Source organism: Streptomyces mesophilus, from assembly GCF_040300965.1.
In the GTDB taxonomy this organism is placed as follows: domain Bacteria; phylum Actinomycetota; class Actinomycetes; order Streptomycetales; family Streptomycetaceae; genus Streptomyces; species Streptomyces mesophilus_A.
The window spans coordinates 42,025-57,906 of sequence record NZ_JBEPEW010000007.1 but is presented as its reverse complement, the minus strand read 5'-3'; the positions used below and the strand labels follow the sequence as shown (position 1 = coordinate 57,906).

At 69.0% G+C, this 15,882-nt stretch carries 11 protein-coding genes; 5 read left to right on the top strand and 6 right to left on the bottom strand.

The window, feature by feature from the left end:
- Positions 1-18: 18 nt before the first annotated feature.
- Positions 19-714 (bottom strand): HAD family hydrolase, encoded by a 696-nt coding sequence (locus tag ABT367_RS04605; protein ID WP_352249540.1) that lies wholly within the window; start codon positions 712-714, stop codon positions 19-21.
- A gap of 161 nt (positions 715-875) precedes the next feature.
- Positions 876-4,409, bottom strand: coding sequence for a methionine synthase (gene metH, locus ABT367_RS04600; RefSeq protein WP_352249538.1), 3,534 nt, complete (start codon positions 4,407-4,409; stop codon positions 876-878).
- Between the two features lie 257 nt (positions 4,410-4,666).
- On the opposite strand from metH, the gene ABT367_RS04595 reads away from it, so the two are divergent.
- The 5 genes from ABT367_RS04595 (at position 4,667) to ABT367_RS04575 (ending at position 10,642) form a co-directional block, all read left to right on the top strand.
- Positions 4,667-5,431, top strand: a complete 765-nt coding sequence (locus ABT367_RS04595; RefSeq protein WP_352249536.1) for an IclR family transcriptional regulator — start codon at positions 4,667-4,669, stop codon at positions 5,429-5,431.
- A 248-nt stretch (positions 5,432-5,679) separates the two neighbouring features.
- On the top strand, positions 5,680-6,468 hold the full coding sequence (locus ABT367_RS04590) for an MIP/aquaporin family protein (RefSeq protein ID WP_352249534.1): 789 nt from the start codon (positions 5,680-5,682) through the stop codon (positions 6,466-6,468).
- A gap of 56 nt (positions 6,469-6,524) precedes the next feature.
- Positions 6,525-8,057, top strand: a complete 1,533-nt coding sequence (gene glpK, locus ABT367_RS04585) for a glycerol kinase GlpK (RefSeq protein WP_352249532.1) — start codon at positions 6,525-6,527, stop codon at positions 8,055-8,057.
- A gap of 90 nt (positions 8,058-8,147) precedes the next feature.
- Positions 8,148-9,758 carry a glycerol-3-phosphate dehydrogenase/oxidase gene (locus ABT367_RS04580; protein ID WP_352249530.1) on the top strand — a complete coding sequence of 537 codons (1,611 nt, stop codon included), beginning with the start codon at positions 8,148-8,150 and terminating at the stop codon, positions 9,756-9,758.
- 212 nt (positions 9,759-9,970) lie between these two features.
- Entirely contained in the window at positions 9,971-10,642 is a 672-nt protein-coding gene (locus ABT367_RS04575) for a FadR/GntR family transcriptional regulator (RefSeq protein ID WP_165330885.1), read from the top strand.
- A gap of 18 nt (positions 10,643-10,660) precedes the next feature.
- Here ABT367_RS04575 and ABT367_RS04570 read toward each other — a convergent pair whose 3' ends face one another.
- From ABT367_RS04570 to ABT367_RS04555, 4 genes are read right to left on the bottom strand one after another with little or no spacing between them, the layout of a single operon-like run.
- Complete coding sequence (locus ABT367_RS04570; RefSeq protein WP_352249528.1) at positions 10,661-11,692, bottom strand: ABC transporter permease; 1,032 nt, start codon at positions 11,690-11,692, stop codon at positions 10,661-10,663.
- Positions 11,689-13,278 carry a sugar ABC transporter ATP-binding protein gene (locus ABT367_RS04565; RefSeq protein ID WP_352249526.1) on the bottom strand — a complete coding sequence of 530 codons (1,590 nt, stop codon included), beginning with the start codon at positions 13,276-13,278 and terminating at the stop codon, positions 11,689-11,691. Before ABT367_RS04565 ends, ABT367_RS04570 begins: the two co-directional genes overlap by 4 nt.
- Positions 13,279-13,283: 5 nt before the next feature.
- On the bottom strand, positions 13,284-14,324 hold the full coding sequence (locus ABT367_RS04560; protein ID WP_352249524.1) for a sugar ABC transporter substrate-binding protein: 1,041 nt from the start codon (positions 14,322-14,324) through the stop codon (positions 13,284-13,286).
- Complete coding sequence (locus ABT367_RS04555) at positions 14,321-15,634, bottom strand: enolase C-terminal domain-like protein (RefSeq protein ID WP_352249522.1); 1,314 nt, start codon at positions 15,632-15,634, stop codon at positions 14,321-14,323. Before ABT367_RS04555 ends, ABT367_RS04560 begins: the two co-directional genes overlap by 4 nt.
- Positions 15,635-15,882: the final 248 nt, after the last annotated feature.

The following is a 15,882-nucleotide window of genomic DNA, read 5'->3' as shown; positions in this document are numbered from 1 at the left end:
GGATCAATGCCCGTGGGATCAGTGGCGGATCAATGCCCGCAGGAAGGGAAGGTCGACTTCTTCGAGCGAGGAGACGACCGTACGGCCGGGGCTCGGGGCGATCGGCGCGACCGAGGGGACCGCGACGACCCGGCAGCCGGCGGCCTCCGCCGCGGCGACGCCCGTGGCGGTGTCCTCGACCACGGCGCAGCGCGCGGGGTCCGCGCCGAGTCTGGCGGCCGCGTGGAGGTACGGGTCGGGGTGCGGCTTGGTGCGCTGCACCTCGTCTCCGGCCACGGTCAGGGCGAAGTGGTGCGCGCCGAGCGATTCGAGTACGCGGTCGATGATGCGGCGATGCGAGGCCGAGACGAGGGCCGTGGGCACCTCGTGCGCGGAGAGCTCCGCGAGCAGCCGGGCGGCACCGGGCATCAGCGGCAGGGCGCGGCTGATGCGGTCCTCGAACGCGTCGTTGAGCAGCACGGTCAGCTCGGGCAGCGTGATGTCGGCGCCGGTGGCCTCGATGAGGAACCCGGCGCTGCGGCTCATGGGCCCGCCCACGACCACATCGCGCCAGGACTCGTCGAGGGCATGGCCGAGCTTCGCGAACGCCTCGACCTCGGCGTCCCACCAGAAGCCCTCGGTGTCCACGAGAGTGCCGTCCATGTCGAGCAGCACGGCCTGCAGGTTGTCGCTTTGAGCCGTACGAGTGCCGACTGCGGGGACCGTACTGGTCATTCGGCCACACCTCCGTAAGGGACGAGAAGGCCGGTCTCCTTGACCCGCGGGGATTTCCGCTGGTGAAGGCGACCGGCCTGCACTGGACCGACCAGTGTACGTCTCGTCCGCGCGAAGTGCGCGGGAGATCTTCGCGGGGCTTTCCCGGTACCCCGAACGCCCTAGCGGGCGTTGAAGTACTTGGCCTCCGGGTGGTGGATGACGATGGCGTCCGTGGACTGCTCGGGGTGGAGCTGGAACTCCTCGCTCAGGTGCACACCGATCCGCTCGGGCTCGAGGAGCTGGGCGATCTTCGCGCGGTCCTCGAGGTCGGGGCAGGCCCCGTAGCCGAGCGAGAAGCGGGCGCCCCGGTACTTCAGGGCGAACATGTCCTCCATCGCCGAGGGGTCCTCGCCCGAGAAGCCGAGCTCGGAGCGGACCCGCGCGTGCCAGTACTCTGCGAGCGCCTCCGCCAACTGCACGGACAGGCCGTGCAGTTCGAGGTAGTCGCGGTAGGAGTTGGACTCGAAGAGCTCGGCCGTGGCCTCGCCGATCTTCGAGCCGACCGTGACCACCTGCAGTCCCACGACGTCGATCTCGCCGGAGTCCTCGGGGCGGAAGAAGTCCGCGAGGCACAGGCGGCGGCCGCGGCGCTGGCGCGGGAAGGTGAAGCGGGTGCGCTCGTTGCCCTGCGCGTCGAGGAGGATCAGGTCCTCGCCCTTGGAGACGCAGGGGAAGTAGCCGTAGACGACGGCCGCTTCGAGCAGGTTCTTCGTGTGCAGCTCGTCCAGCCAGCCGCGAAGCCGCGGCCGGCCCTCGGTCTCGACGAGCTCCTCGTACGTGGGTCCGTCGCCCTTGCGGTTCTGCTTGAGGCCCCACTGGCCCTTGAACAGCGCGCCCTCGTCCAGCCAGGAGGCGTACTCCTTGAGCTGGATGCCCTTGATGACGCGGGTGCCCCAGAAGGGCGGCTCCGGCACGGGGTTGTCTACGGCGACGTCGGAACGGCCCTGCGGCTCCTCCTGCTCGCGCTCGGCGACCTGGGCGCCGGTGGCCTTGACCCGACGCTGCTTCAGCTCGGGCAGAACGGCGCCCGGCACGCCGCGCTTCACACCGATCAGCGCGTCCATCAGGCGCAGGCCCTCGAACGCGTCCCGGGCGTAGCGGACTTCGCCCTCGTAGATCTCGTGCAGGTCCTGTTCCACATACGCACGGGTCAGGGCCGCGCCGCCGAGGATCACGGGGAACTTGGCGGCGAGCTTGCGGGAGTTGAGCTCCTCCAGGTTCTCCTTCATGATCACCGTCGACTTCACGAGCAGACCGGACATGCCGATCACGTCGGCCCGGTGCTCCTCCGCAGCCTCCAGAATCGCCGAAACGGGCTGCTTGATACCGAGGTTGACGACGTTGTAGCCGTTGTTGGTCAGGATGATGTCGACGAGGTTCTTGCCGATGTCATGGACGTCGCCGCGGACGGTGGCGAGCACGATGGTGCCCTTGCCCTCCTCCCCCTCGGCCTTCTCCATGTGCGGCTCCAGGTAGGCCACCGCGGTCTTCATGACCTCGGCGGACTGCAGCACGAACGGCAGCTGCATCTGGCCGGAGCCGAACAGCTCGCCGACCACCTTCATGCCTTCGAGCAGCGTGTTGTTGACGATGTCGAGGGCCGGGGTGTCGACGAGTGCCTCGTCGAGGTCGGCTTCGAGGCCGTTCTTCTCGCCGTCGATGATGCGGCGCTGGAGGCGCTCGTCCAGCGGGAGTGCGGCCAGTTCCTCGGCCTTGCCGGCCTTGAGGGACTTGGTGGTGGCGCCCTCGAAGAGCTGCATCAGCTTCTGCAGCGGGTCGTAATCCTCTGCACGGCGGTCGTAGATCAGGTCGAGCGCGACCTTGACCTGCTCGTCGTCGAAGCGCGCGATCGGCAGGATCTTTGACGCGTGCACGATCGCCGAGTCGAGGCCCGCCTTGACGCACTCGTCGAGGAAGACCGAGTTGAGCAGGATGCGCGCGGCCGGGTTGAGACCGAAGGAGATATTGGACAGGCCGAGCGTGGTCTGTACGTCCGGGTGGCGGCGCTTCAGCTCGCGGATCGCCTCGATGGTGGCGATGCCGTCCTTGCGGGATTCCTCCTGACCCGTACAGATGGTGAAGGTCAGGGTGTCGATGAGGATGTCCGACTCGAGGATGCCGTAGTTGCCGGTCAGGTCGTCGATGATCCGCTCGGCGATGGCGACCTTGTGCTCGACGGTGCGGGCCTGGCCCTCCTCGTCGATGGTCAGCGCGATCAGCGCGGAGCCGTGCTCCTGCGCGAGCTTGGTGACCTTGGCGAAACGGGACTCGGGACCGTCACCGTCCTCGTAGTTCACGGAGTTGATGACCGCGCGGCCGCCGAGGTGCTCCAAACCGGCCTGGATCACGGGGACTTCGGTGGAGTCGAGGACGATCGGCAGCGTGGACGCGGTGGCGAAACGCCCCGCGAGCTCGTGCATGTCGGCGACACCGTCGCGGCCCACGTAGTCCACGCACAGGTCGAGCATGTGCGCGCCCTCGCGGATCTGGTCGCGCGCCATCTCCACGCAGTCGTCCCAGCGGCCTTCGAGCATGGCCTCGCGGAACTTCTTCGAACCGTTGGCGTTGGTGCGCTCACCGATCGCCATGTACGAGACGTCCTGGCGGAACGGCACCGTCTGGTAGAGCGAGGAGGCACCCGGCTCGGGCTGCGGGTTGCGCTCGGGCGGCGTCATGTCCCGTACGCGCTCGACCACCTGGCGCAGGTGCTCGGGCGTGGAGCCGCAGCAGCCGCCGACCAGCTGGAGACCGAAGTCGTTGACGAAGGTCTCCTGCGCGTCCGCCATCTCCGGCGGGGTCAGCGGGAAGTACGCGCCGTCCTTGGTCAGGATCGGCAGACCGGCGTTCGGCATGCACATCAGCGGAGTACGGGAGTGGCGGGCCAGATAGCGCAGGTGCTCGCTCATCTCGGCGGGCCCGGTCGAGCAGTTGAGGCCGATCAGGTCGATGCCGAGCGGCTCAAGGGCGGTCAGCGCGGCGCCGATCTCGGAGCCGAGCAGCATCACACCTGTGGTCTCGAAGGCCAGCGAACAGATGAGGGGGACGTCGATGCCGAACGCCTCCATCGCGCGCCGGGCACCGATCAGACCGGCCTTGGTCTGCAGCAGGTCCTGTGTGGTCTCCACGATCAGGGCGTCCGCGCCACCGGCGAGCAGGCCCTCGGAGTTCTGCTGGTAGCCGTCGCGGATCGAGGTGTACGTGGTGTGGCCGAGCGTCGGCAGCTTCGTACCCGGACCCACCGAGCCGAGCACCCAGCGCTGGCGGCCGTCCTTGGCGCCGAACTCGTCGGCGACCTCACGGGCGATCCGGGCGCCCGCCTCGGAGAGCTCGAAGATCCGGTCGGCGATCTCGTACTCGCTGGCGGCCGTGGCGTTGGCGCCGAAGGTGTTGGTCTCCACGCAGTCGACGCCGACGGCGAAGTACTCCTCGTGCACCGAGCGCACGATGTCGGGGCGCGTGATGTTGAGGATCTCGTTGCAGCCCTCGAGCTGCTGGAAGTCCTCCAGGGTCGGGTCCTGCGCCTGGAGCATGGTCCCCATCGCGCCGTCGGCCACCACGACACGGGTGGCGAGCGCTTCCCTGAGGGCTGCGATGCGGGCGGCTTGTCCCTGCGGGGTGCCTGCGGACGGGGTGGGCGTCGGCTGCGAGGCCATGGATCTGCTCCCTGGAGTGCGACGGCTGTCGGCTTTACGTCCTCCCGGCGGAGGGCGCACCCGGTCAGGGTAGCCGGGACCAAGGTCCCGGGGTGAGGGGCGTCCCAGGGGACGGACGACGGGGCGGGGCCCTGGGTCGTACAGGCGTCCGCCACTATGTCGGCCGGATACCGAAATCTGCGGTGCTCGCCATTAGGCCAAGGTCGACAACGACCGATAGTGTTCAGCATTGCCGAACGACCAGGAGGCTTTAAGCGATGGCGAAGAACATCCAGTCGCTCGAGCGCGCCGCCGCGATGCTGCGGCTGCTCGCCGGCGGCGAGCGGCGCCTCGGCCTCTCCGACATCGCCTCCTCGCTGGGTCTCGCCAAGGGCACCGCACACGGGATCCTGCGCACACTGCAGGCCGAGGGTTTCGTCGAGCAGGACGCCGCCTCCGGCCGCTACCAGCTGGGCGCCGAGCTGCTGCGCCTGGGCAACAGCTACCTCGACATCCACGAGCTGCGCGCCCGCGCCCTGGTGTGGACCGACGACCTGGCCCGCTCAAGCGGCGAGAGCGTCTACCTCGGCGTACTGCACCAGCAGGGCGTCCTGATCGTGCACCACGTCTTCCGGCCCGACGAGTCGCGTCAGGTGCTCGAGGTCGGCGCCATGCATCCGCTGCACTCGACCGCGCTCGGGAAGGTGCTCTCCGCCTACGACCCGGTGGCGCACAGCGAGGTCGTGGAGGTGGAACGCAAGGAGTTCACACCGCGCACGATCACCGGGCTCGACGACTTCGAGTCGGTGCTCGACCTGACCCGCGCACGCGGCTGGGCCGCCGATGTCGAGGAGACCTGGGACGGCGTGGCCTCGGTGGCCGCGCCCATCCACGACCGGCGGCGGATGCCGGTCGGCGCGGTAGGCATCACGGGCGCGGTGGAGCGGGTCTGCGAGGGCGGCGAGCTGCGCAACGAGCTGATCGCGGCGGTACGGGACTGCGCCCGCGCGGTGTCGCGCGACCTGGGCGCGGGCAGGTTCTGAGCGCTTCCGCTCACCTCCCGTATCCACTCCCCCACACATCCGTCACCACCCACGCGTAACGATCGCGATTCCCTTCACACAAGTCTTGACGTCGAGCAAACACGGGAACAAGACTTCCGTTCATCGGTCGGCATTGTCGAACAGCTACCGGCAATACGGGGTAGGGTGTGACAACGCGGATCGAGCACCGCAACCAACTACCTGGCTCTGCCCGGTAGTCACCTGGACGAAGGACAAAGGAGTCGCGGGTGTCCAGCTCGGATATCTTCATCGGCGAGACCATCGGTACCGCCGTGCTCATCCTGCTCGGCGGCGGTGTCTGTGCCGCCGTCACGCTCAAGCACTCGAAGGCCCGCAACGCCGGATGGCTCGCCATCACCTTCGGCTGGGGCTTCGCCGTGCTGACCGGCGCGTATCTCGCGGGAGGCGTCTCGGGCGCCCACCTCAACCCGGCCGTCACGATCGGCCTGGCGATAGAGGGCGGCACCGAGTGGGGCGACGTTCCCCTCTACCTCTTCTCGCAGCTGATCGGCGCCATGATCGGCGCGGTCCTGGTGTGGGTCACGTACTACGGACAGTTCCAGGCCCATCTGACCGACCGCGAGATCGTCGGCGGCCCGGGTGCACAGGACACGGCCAAGGCGCCCTCCAAGGACGCGCCCGGCCCGGTCCTCGGCATCTTCTCCACCGGCCCGGAGATCCGTAACGTCGCACAGAACCTGGCCACGGAGATCATCGCCACGGTCGTCCTGGTCCTGGCGATCCTCACCCAGGGCCTCAACGCCGAGGGCAACGGCCTCGGCGTGCTCGGCGGCCTGATCACCGCGCTCGTCGTGGTCGGCATCGGTCTCTCGCTCGGCGGTCCCACCGGGTACGCCATCAACCCGGTCCGCGACCTCGGCCCGCGCATCGTCCATTCGCTCCTGCCGCTGCCCAACAAGGGCGGTTCGGACTGGTCGTACGCCTGGATCCCGGTCGCAGGACCGATCATCGGCGGTGTGATCGCGGGCGGTCTCTACAAGCTCGCCTTCGCCTGACCGACTCCCACGAGGACGCAAGAGCCGCCGTACACAGACTTCTTGGAGCACCAGAAATGACCGACGCACACACCGCAGGCCCGTTCATCGCGGCCATCGACCAGGGCACGACCTCGAGCCGCTGCATCGTCTTCGACACGGACGGCCGGATCGTCTCCGTCGACCAGCGCGAGCACGAGCAGATCTTCCCCAAGCCCGGCTGGGTCGAGCACGACGCCAAGGAGATCTGGGCGAACGTCGAGTCCGTGGTCGCGGGCGCCATCTCGAAGGCGGGCATCACCTCCGCCGACGTGAAGGCGATCGGCATCACCAACCAGCGTGAGACCACGCTGATGTGGGACAAGAACACCGGCGAGCCGGTGCACAACGCGATCGTGTGGCAGGACACCCGCACCGACGCGCTGTGCAAGGAACTCGGCCGCAACGTCGGTCAGGACCGTTTCCGCCGCGAGACCGGTCTGCCGCTCGCGTCGTACTTCTCGGGTCCGAAGGTCCGCTGGCTGCTGGACAACGTCGAGGGTCTGCGCGAGCGCGCCGAGGCCGGCGACATCCTCTTCGGCACGATGGACTCCTGGGTCATCTGGAACCTGACGGGCGGCGTGGACGGCGGTGTGCACGTCACGGACGTCACCAACGCCTCGCGCACCATGCTGATGAACCTGCACGACATGGCCTGGGACGAGCGCATCCTGCACTCGATGGACATCCCGGCGGCGGTGCTGCCGGAGATCCGCTCCTCCGCCGAGGTGTACGGGCACGCCAAGGAAGGCGTGCTCGCGGGAGTGCCGGTCGCCTCCGCGCTGGGTGACCAGCAGGCGGCGCTGTTCGGCCAGACCTGCTTCGCCGAGGGCGAGGCCAAGTCCACGTACGGCACCGGCACCTTCATGCTGATGAACACCGGTGAGACGCCGGTGAACTCGTACAACGGACTGCTCACGACGGTCGGTTACCGCATCGGCGACCAGAAGCCCGTCTACGCGCTCGAGGGCTCGATCGCCGTCACCGGTTCGCTGGTGCAGTGGATGCGCGACCAGATGGGTCTGATCAACTCGGCCGCCGAGATCGAGACCCTCGCCTCGTCCGTCGAGGACAACGGTGGCGCGTACTTCGTGCCGGCCTTCTCCGGTCTGTTCGCCCCGTACTGGCGCTCGGACGCCCGCGGTGTGATCGCCGGTCTCACGCGCTACGTGACGAAGGCGCACATCGCGCGCGCCGTCCTCGAGGCCACCGCCTGGCAGACCCGTGAGATCACCGACGCCATGACGAAGGACTCCGGTGTCGAGCTGAGCGCGCTCAAGGTCGACGGCGGCATGACCTCCAACAACCTGCTGATGCAGACCCTTTCGGACTTCCTGGACGCCCCCGTGGTGCGTCCGATGGTGGCCGAGACGACCTGCCTCGGTGCCGCCTACGCCGCCGGTCTCGCCGTCGGCTACTGGCCGGACACCGACGCGCTGCGGGCCAACTGGCGCCGCGCCGCGGAGTGGACCCCGCGGATGCCCGCCGAACAGCGGGACCGCGAGTACAAGAGCTGGCTCAAGGCCGTGGAGCGGACCATGGGCTGGGTCGAGGATGACGACGAGGCCTGACAGGCCGGGAAACACAGAGGCCTGACCGGGCCTTACGAGAGGACCGCGGCCGGTCTTGACAACCGGCCGCGGCCGACGAGGAGTTGGACCATGAGCACCACCCTGCAGAGCCTCCCTTCGCTCGGGACGCACGCCGCCTCGGGCATCAACCCCGGGCGCGCCGAGACCCGTGAGCAGCTGAGCCGTGCCTCGTACGACCTGCTGGTCATCGGCGGCGGGATCCTGGGCATCTCCACCGCGTGGCATGCCGCGCAGTCCGGTCTGCGGGTGGCGCTCGTGGACGCCGGCGACTTCGCCGGCGCCACCTCCTCGGCCTCGTCCAAGCTGCTCCACGGCGGTCTGCGCTATCTGCAGACCGGCGCGGTGAAGCTGGTCGCCGAGAACCACTTCGAGCGGCGTGCGGTCTCCCGTCAGGTGGCGCCGCACCTCGCCAACCCGCTGACCTTCTACCTGCCCGTCTACAAGGGCGGTCCGCACGGCGCGGCGAAGCTGGGCGCGGGTGTCTTCGCGTACAGCGCGCTCTCCGCGTTCGGCGACGGCGTCGGGCATCTGCTGAGCCCGTCCAAAGCCGCGCAGGACGTGCCGGAGCTGCGGACCGACAACCTCAAGGCCGTGGCCGTGTACGGCGACGACCAGATGAACGACGCGCGCATGGCCCTGATGACGGTCCGCGCGGCCGTGGACTCGGGCGCCGTGGTGCTCAACCACGCCGAGGTGACCGGCCTTCGCTTCACGCGCGGCCGGGTCACGGGCGCCGAGCTCAAGGACCGCCTGGACGGTACGGAGTTCGGGGTCGACGCCCGGCTCGTGCTCAACGCGACCGGCCCCTGGGTCGACCACCTGCGCACGCTCGAGGACCCGAACGCGGCGCCCTCCATCCGGCTCTCCAAGGGCGCGCACCTGGTGCTCAAGCGCACCTCGCCGTGGAAGGCCGCGCTCGCGACACCGATCGACAAGTACCGCATCACCTTCGCCCTGCCGTGGGAGGACATGCTGCTCCTCGGCACCACGGACGAGGTGTACGAGGGTGATCCGCGCGAAGTGTCCGTCACCGAACAGGACACCAAGCAGATCCTCGACGAGGCCGCGTTCTCCATCCGCGACCAGCAGCTGTCGCGCGATCTGATCACGTACTCCTTCGCAGGTCTGCGCGTGCTGCCCGGCGGTCCCGGCGACACCGCGAAGGCCAAGCGCGAGACGGTCGTGACGGAGGGCAAGGGCGGCATGCTGTCGGTGGCCGGCGGCAAGTGGACCACCTTCCGGCACATCGGCCGCACCGTGATGAACAAGCTGGCGCAGCTGCCGGGCCACCCCCTCGGCGAGGACCTGGAGCCGGTCGGCCGGCTGCCCAAGAAGCTGCCGCTGCCGGGCATCGCCAACCCGCGCGCGGTCGCCCACCGGCTGCTCGTCGACGGTCCGGCGCCGGGGCCGCGGATGGCCGCCGACACCGCCCGCCACCTCGCCACGCACTACGGTTCGCTGGCCTTCGACATCGCGCGCCTTGCCAACGAGAGCCCGGAGCTCGCGCAGCGCATCCACCCCGACGCCCCGGAGATCTGGGCCCAGGTCGTCTACGCCCGTGATCACGAGTGGGCCGAGACGGCGGACGACGTGCTGCGCCGCCGTACGACGCTGACGATCCGCGGTCTCGCCTCCGACGAGGTACGGGGCAAGGTCCAGGGGCTGCTCGACGCCAAGTAGGACCGAGCGGCCCCGGAACACGGGGGAATCGGGGGATGTGAGGGGCGGTCGCCGCGGCGGCCGTCCCTCACACCTGTACGTCCGGTGATCACGGAGTGCGCGGCAGGCCACACGTACAGTCATGGCAAGCGCTTCATCTGCGAGAACGTCTTCCCCGGCGGCCCGGCGCCCCCATAATGGCCGGATACATCGGAGGTATCAGGGAGGGCGCCATGGCTGTCACCGACGAGGCCATCGAGAAGATCAAGGGAATGATCGTCTCCGGGGCACTGCGCCCCGGAGACCGCCTCCCCAAGGAGAGCGAGCTCGCCGCCGAGCTCGGTCTGTCCCGCAACTCGCTGCGCGAGGCCGTACGGGCGCTGTCGCTGATCCGCATCCTCGACGTCCGCCAGGGCGACGGTACGTATGTCACCAGCCTGGACCCGCAGCTGCTGCTCGAAGCGCTCAGCTTCGTCGTGGACTTCCACCGCGACGACACGGTCCTGGAGTTCCTCGCGGTCCGCCGGATCCTGGAGCCGGCCGCGACGGCGATGGCCAGCGCCCTGATCGACGACGATCAACTGGACGCGCTCAGCGCCCAGTTGGACGCGCTGGGCCCGGCGCCCTCGGTGGAGGAGCTGGTCGCGTGCGACCTGGAGTTCCACCGGGGCATCGTGCAGGCCTCCGGCAACTCGGTGCTCTGCTCGCTGCTCGACGGCCTGTCCGGGCCCACGACCCGGGCCCGGGTCTGGCGCGGGCTGACCCAGGAGGACGCGGTCAGCCGCACGCTGCACGAGCACCGGATGATCCTGGGTTCGCTGCGGGACCGTGACGCGGAGGCCGCCCGTTCCTGGGCGACCGTCCACATCGCGAGCGTGGAGCAGTGGCTGCGCACCACACTTTGAGCACCCGCGCCGGCGCGGTCAGTCCTGCTTCTCGCCGCTCGCGAAGCGGGAGATGATCAGGGCGACGATGATGATCGCGCCGTTGAGGAACTGGTTCCACAGCTGGGGCACCCCGCCGAGCGTCATCACATTCACCACGAGCTGCAGCGTCAGCACACCGGTGAGGGCGCCGAACAAGGTGCCCCGGCCGCCCTTGAGGCTGATCCCGCCGATCACGGCGGCCGCGAACACCTGGAAGATCCAGCCGTTGCCCTGGTTCGCCGCGACCGAGCCGTAGTGGCCGGTGTAGAGGATGCCGGCGAGGGCGGCGAGTACACCGCCGACGGCGAGCACGATCCAGGTGATCCGGTCGACCCGGATACCGGCCGCACGCGCGGCTTCGGGGTTGCCGCCGATCGCGTACAACGAGCGCCCGTGCCGCAGCCAGGCGAGCGCGGCGCCGCCGACGGCGAACAGGGCGAGGCAGATCCACACCGAGGCGGGGACGCCGATCCAGTCGGCTTTGCCCAGGTACCGGAAGGACTCCGGGACTCCCGTGATGGACTTGCCCTCGGTGATGCCGATCTGCAGACCGCGCAGCATGGTCAGCATGCCGAGAGTCGCGATGAACCCGTTGACGTGCAGCTTCAGCATCATGAAGCCGTTGAACGTGCCGATCAGCGCGCCGACGAGGAGGCAGATCGGCACGGCCGTCCAGATCGGGAACCACTCGAGGCCCGCGAACCGCCCGCCTTCGGTGGGCAGGACGAGCCACATCGCGATCACCGGCGCGATGCCGATGGTCGATTCGAGCGAGAGGTCCATCCGGCCGGCGATGAGGATCAGCGCCTGCCCGAGCACGAGCAGCGAGAGCTCGCTCGACTGCTGGACGACGTTGATGAGGTTGTCGGAGGTCAGGAAGACCGGCGAGACGATGTAGCCGATCACCATCAGGACCAGGATCACGGGCACGAGCGAGAAGTCGCTCCACCGGATCAGATCGAGCCGACTGCGCGCCCCGCCGCCGGATTTGGGCTCGTCGACCTGCACGGGCTGCAAGGTCTCGGTCATGACGTCTGCTCCTTGTTCCCGGAGGTCCCGGCTGTTCCCTCTTGCCCGCCGTCGGCGGTGGGCGTGGTCTCTCCCACGCCCTCCATCGCGGCCACCAGTTCGCGGTCGCTCCACCCGCTGTCGTACGAGGCGACCACCCGCCCGTGGAAAAGGACGAGCACCCGGTCGCAGACCCGCAGATCGTCGAGCTCGTCGGAGACGATCACCGCCGCGCTGCCTTCGCCGGCGACCCGCCGCACCACGCCGAGCAGCGCGTCCTTGGACTTGATGTCGACGCCCGCGGTCGGCCGCAGCGCGACCAGGACCTTGGGGTCGCGGGCGAGCGCGCGGGCGACCACGACCTTCTGCTGATTGCCGCCGGACAGGCCGCTCACCAGCTGCTCGGGGCCGCGGGTCTTGATGTCGAGCGAGGCGATCATCCCGCCCGCGAACTCCCTTGTACGGGACGGCAGTACGGTCCCCCACGGCCCCAGCTGGTCGGCCACGGTGAGCGTGGCGTTCTCGGCGACGCTGCGGCCGAGCACCAGGCCCTGGCGGTGGCGGTCCTCGGGGATGTAGCCGATCCCCGCGTCCAGGGCGTGCGGCACGCTGCCGGTACGGACATCGCGGCCCGCCACGTTCACCGCGCCCGAGGTGGGGCTCCGCATGCCGGCGAGCACTTCGCCCAGTGCGGTGTTGCCGCTGGCCGTCGCGCCCGCGAGTCCGACCACCTCACCGGAGCGTACGGACAGGTCGATCGGCTCGAACTCGCCGTCCAGGGCGAGCCGTTCGGTCCGCAGCACCGTCTCGCCCACCGCATGGTCCGAACCGTGCACGGAGACGGCATGCCACGAGGAGGCGCCGCCCTTGCCCTCCCCCGTCATCGCCTCGACCAGATCCGCCTTGGACAGCTCGGCGACCTGCTCGGTCAGCACATGGCGGGCGTCGCGGTAGACGGTGACGGTGGTGCAGAGGTCGTAGACCTCCTGCAGGTGGTGCGAGATGTAGAGGAACGCCACGCCCTGCGCCTGGAGTTCGCGCAGCTTGGCGTAGAGGCGCTGGATGCCGCGGGCGTCGAGCTGGGCCGTGGGCTCGTCGAGGATGATGAGCTTGGCGCCGAAGGACAGCGCCTTGGCGATCTCCACGAACTGCCGCTGCTCGACCGCGAGATCCTTCGCCCTGGCCGCGGGGTCCACGTCCACGCCGTACGAGGCGAGCAGCTCCCGTGCCTTCTGCCGCAGCCGTGACCAGCGGATGTAGCGCTCGCCCGGCTCGAAGCGGTTGAGGAAGAGATTCTCGGCGACGGTCAGTTCGGGTACGACCATCGACTTCTGGTAGACGCAGGCGACCTTGGACTGCCAGGCCGCCATGTTGCCGTATTCAGGCGCCGGTTCACCGTGGAACCGGACCGTTCCCGCGTCCGGCTTGTGCAGTCCGGTCAGTACGTTGACCAGGGTCGACTTGCCCGCGCCGTTGCGCCCGACGAGTGCGTGGGACTCGCCGGGGCGCACGGTGAGGCCGACGTCGTCGAGCGCCAGGGTCGGCCCGAAGCGCTTGACGACGCCTTCCGCCCGGACTGCGGGTGACAGATCCAACTGCTCGGTCATCTCGGCTACTTCTTGTCCAGCTGGTTGGCCCAGAGCTTGGGGTCGTCCACGTTCTCCTTGGTCACCAGGGGCGCGGGAAGCTGGTCCTCGTACCCGTTGGGGATCTTGATGACGGTGGAGTCGTGGTCGGTGGGCCCCTCCTTGACCTTCTCCCCCTCCAGGGCCTTCTTCGCCCAGTACAGCGCGATGTTGGCGTAGAGGTCGGCCGGCTGGGAGACGGTCGCGTCGATCGTCCCCTTGCGGATGGCGTCCAGCTCCTGCGGGATGCCGTCATTGGAGATGATCGTGATGTGGCCCTTCTCGCCCCTCGGGACGAGCCGCTTCTTCTGCTCCAGGAGCGCGAGGGTGGGCTCGAGGAACGCGCCGCCGGCCTGCATGTAGATCCCGTCGATGTCCGGGTGGGCGGCCATCGTGGTCTGCAGCTTGGCCGAGGCGACCTCGCCCTTCCACTCGGTGGCCAGCTCGAACACCTTGATGTCCGGGTAGTTCTTGTCCATGCACTCCTTGAACGCCTCGGAGCGGTCACGGCCGTTGATGGAGGCCAGGTCGCCCTGGAACTCCACGACCTTGCCCTTGCCCTTGAGCTGTTCGCCGAGGTACTTGCAGGCCTGTTCGCCGTACGCGCGGTTGTCGGCGCGTACGACCATGTAGACGTCGCCCTGGTCGGGCCGGGTGTCGACGCTGATGGCCGGGATGTCCTTCTCGGCAAGGCTGTTGAGGGTCTCGGCGACCGCTCCGGTGTCCTGCGGCGCCATGATCACGGCTTTGGCGCCCTGGTCCTGGAAGGTCTGGACGTTGGCGGCGAGCTTGCCGATGTCGTTCTGCGAGTTGGTGAACGGCAGATGGCCGAGCTTCTCCGCCTTGACGCCCTTCTCCATGTACTGCTGGTAGGAGTTCCAGAAGTCGGTGTCGCTGCGCGGCAGATCGATCCCGACCTTGCCGCCGCCTCCTCCCGCGCCGTCCGTGGAGTCCCGGTTGCAGGCCGACAGCGCAGAGACGGCTATCAGTGCGGCGGCCAGCGCCGCACTCGTCGTACGGAATCTCATGAGGTCCTCCCTGGGGTGCCAGGCCGCCAGACCGGCCCGTCGGGATAGCGGTGGGCGGCGATCGACTCGGGGTGCATCCGGGCGGAGAAGCCCGGTGCGGCGGGTGCCTGGTAGCGACCCGATGCGACGACCGCGGGGTGCGTGAAGTGCTCGTGCAGATGGTCCACGTACTCGATGACCCGGCCTTCGAGGGAGCCGGAGACCGCCACGTAGTCGAACATGGCGAGATGCTGGACGAGTTCGCACAGTCCGACCCCGCCGGCGTGCGGGCAGACCGGCACCCCGAACTTGGCGGCGAGCAGCAGGATGGCGAGGTTCTCGTTCACGCCCGAGACCCGGGCGGCGTCGATCTGGACGAAGTCGACGGCGCCGGCCTGCAGGAGCTGTTTGAACACCACGCGGTTGGCGATGTGTTCACCGGTGGCGACCTTCACCGGCTGCCCGGCGCGTACGGCGGCGTGGCCGAGGATGTCGTCGGGGCTGGTCGGCTCCTCGATCCAGTGCGGATCGAACGGTGCGAGCGCCTCCATCCACCGGACGGCGTCGGCCACGTCCCAGCGCTGGTTGGCGTCGACGGCGATCCGTACGGTCGGGCCGACCGCCTCGCGGGCCAGCCGCATCCGGCGCAGATCGTCGGCCAGGTTCTCGCCGACCTTCAGCTTGATCTGCTCGAACCCCTCGGCGACGGCCTCCTTGGCGAGCCGCACCAGCTTGGCGTCGTCATAGCCGAGCCAGCCGGCCGATGTGGTGTACGCGGGATAGCCCGCGGCCCGCAGCCGGTCCGCTCTCTCCCGTCTGCCGGGTTCGGCGGCGCGCAGGATGCCGAGGGCCTCGTCGGGGGTCAGGGCATCGCTCAAGTACCGGAAGTCCACGAGCGAGACGAGCTCTTCGGGGCTCATGGCGGCGAGGAACTCCCAGACGGGCAGGCCCGCTCGCTTGGCGGCCAGGTCCCAGGCCGCGTTGACGACGGCGCCGGCCGCCATATGCATGACGCCCTTCTCGGGGCCGAGCCAGCGCAGCTGTGAATCATGGGTGAGTTCGCGGTGCAGCGCGGCCAGATCCGCCGCGTCCCGTGGTGCCGGGCGGCCGATGAGATACGGGCGCAGGGACTGGATGGCGGCCGCCATGACATCGTTCCCGCGGCCGATGGTGAAGCAGAAACCATGGCCCTCGGCTCCGGTGCCGGTACGGATCACCAGATACGCGGCCGAGTAGTCGGGGTCGGGGTTCATGGCGTCGGAGCCGTCGAGCTGCAGCGAGGTCGGGAAGCGTATGTCCTCCACCTCGAAGCCGGTGACGCTCTCGCTCATGCACGCCCCCGTAACGTCGCACCTGACATCGGATCTTTGCTGGACATCCGATGTATAGCCCTTGGAACGGGGGTCGTCCAGAGTTCTGACGCAACTTACGGGTTACAGCTCGGATGAATTCCGAGGTGGTGGTTTGGAGGTGATGTCCCCAAGACAAACTCCCCTCACCCTGACCACACCACACCAGGGCCGTGCAAGGGGGCTGCGGAAGGCCCCCGTACAAGCCGTAAGGTTGGGGCGTGCAAAGA

What these genes read in the sequence shown, in the direction of transcription:
- ABT367_RS04595 (WP_352249536.1), top strand. Translation starts at nt 4,667, where the DNA reads ATGGCGAAGAACATCCAGTCGCTCGAGCGCGCCGCCGCGATGCTGCGG.
- ABT367_RS04605 (WP_352249540.1), bottom strand. Translation starts at nt 714, where the DNA reads ATGACCAGTACGGTCCCCGCAGTCGGCACTCGTACGGCTCAAAGCGAC.
- metH (WP_352249538.1), bottom strand. Translation starts at nt 4,409, where the DNA reads ATGGCCTCGCAGCCGACGCCCACCCCGTCCGCAGGCACCCCGCAGGGA.
- ABT367_RS04560 (WP_352249524.1), bottom strand. Translation starts at nt 14,324, where the DNA reads ATGAGATTCCGTACGACGAGTGCGGCGCTGGCCGCCGCACTGATAGCC.
- ABT367_RS04555 (WP_352249522.1), bottom strand. Translation starts at nt 15,634, where the DNA reads ATGAGCGAGAGCGTCACCGGCTTCGAGGTGGAGGACATACGCTTCCCG.
- ABT367_RS04575 (WP_165330885.1), top strand. Translation starts at nt 9,971, where the DNA reads ATGGCTGTCACCGACGAGGCCATCGAGAAGATCAAGGGAATGATCGTC.
- ABT367_RS04570 (WP_352249528.1), bottom strand. Translation starts at nt 11,692, where the DNA reads ATGACCGAGACCTTGCAGCCCGTGCAGGTCGACGAGCCCAAATCCGGC.
- ABT367_RS04565 (WP_352249526.1), bottom strand. Translation starts at nt 13,278, where the DNA reads ATGACCGAGCAGTTGGATCTGTCACCCGCAGTCCGGGCGGAAGGCGTC.
- ABT367_RS04580 (WP_352249530.1), top strand. Translation starts at nt 8,148, where the DNA reads ATGAGCACCACCCTGCAGAGCCTCCCTTCGCTCGGGACGCACGCCGCC.
- glpK (WP_352249532.1), top strand. Translation starts at nt 6,525, where the DNA reads ATGACCGACGCACACACCGCAGGCCCGTTCATCGCGGCCATCGACCAG.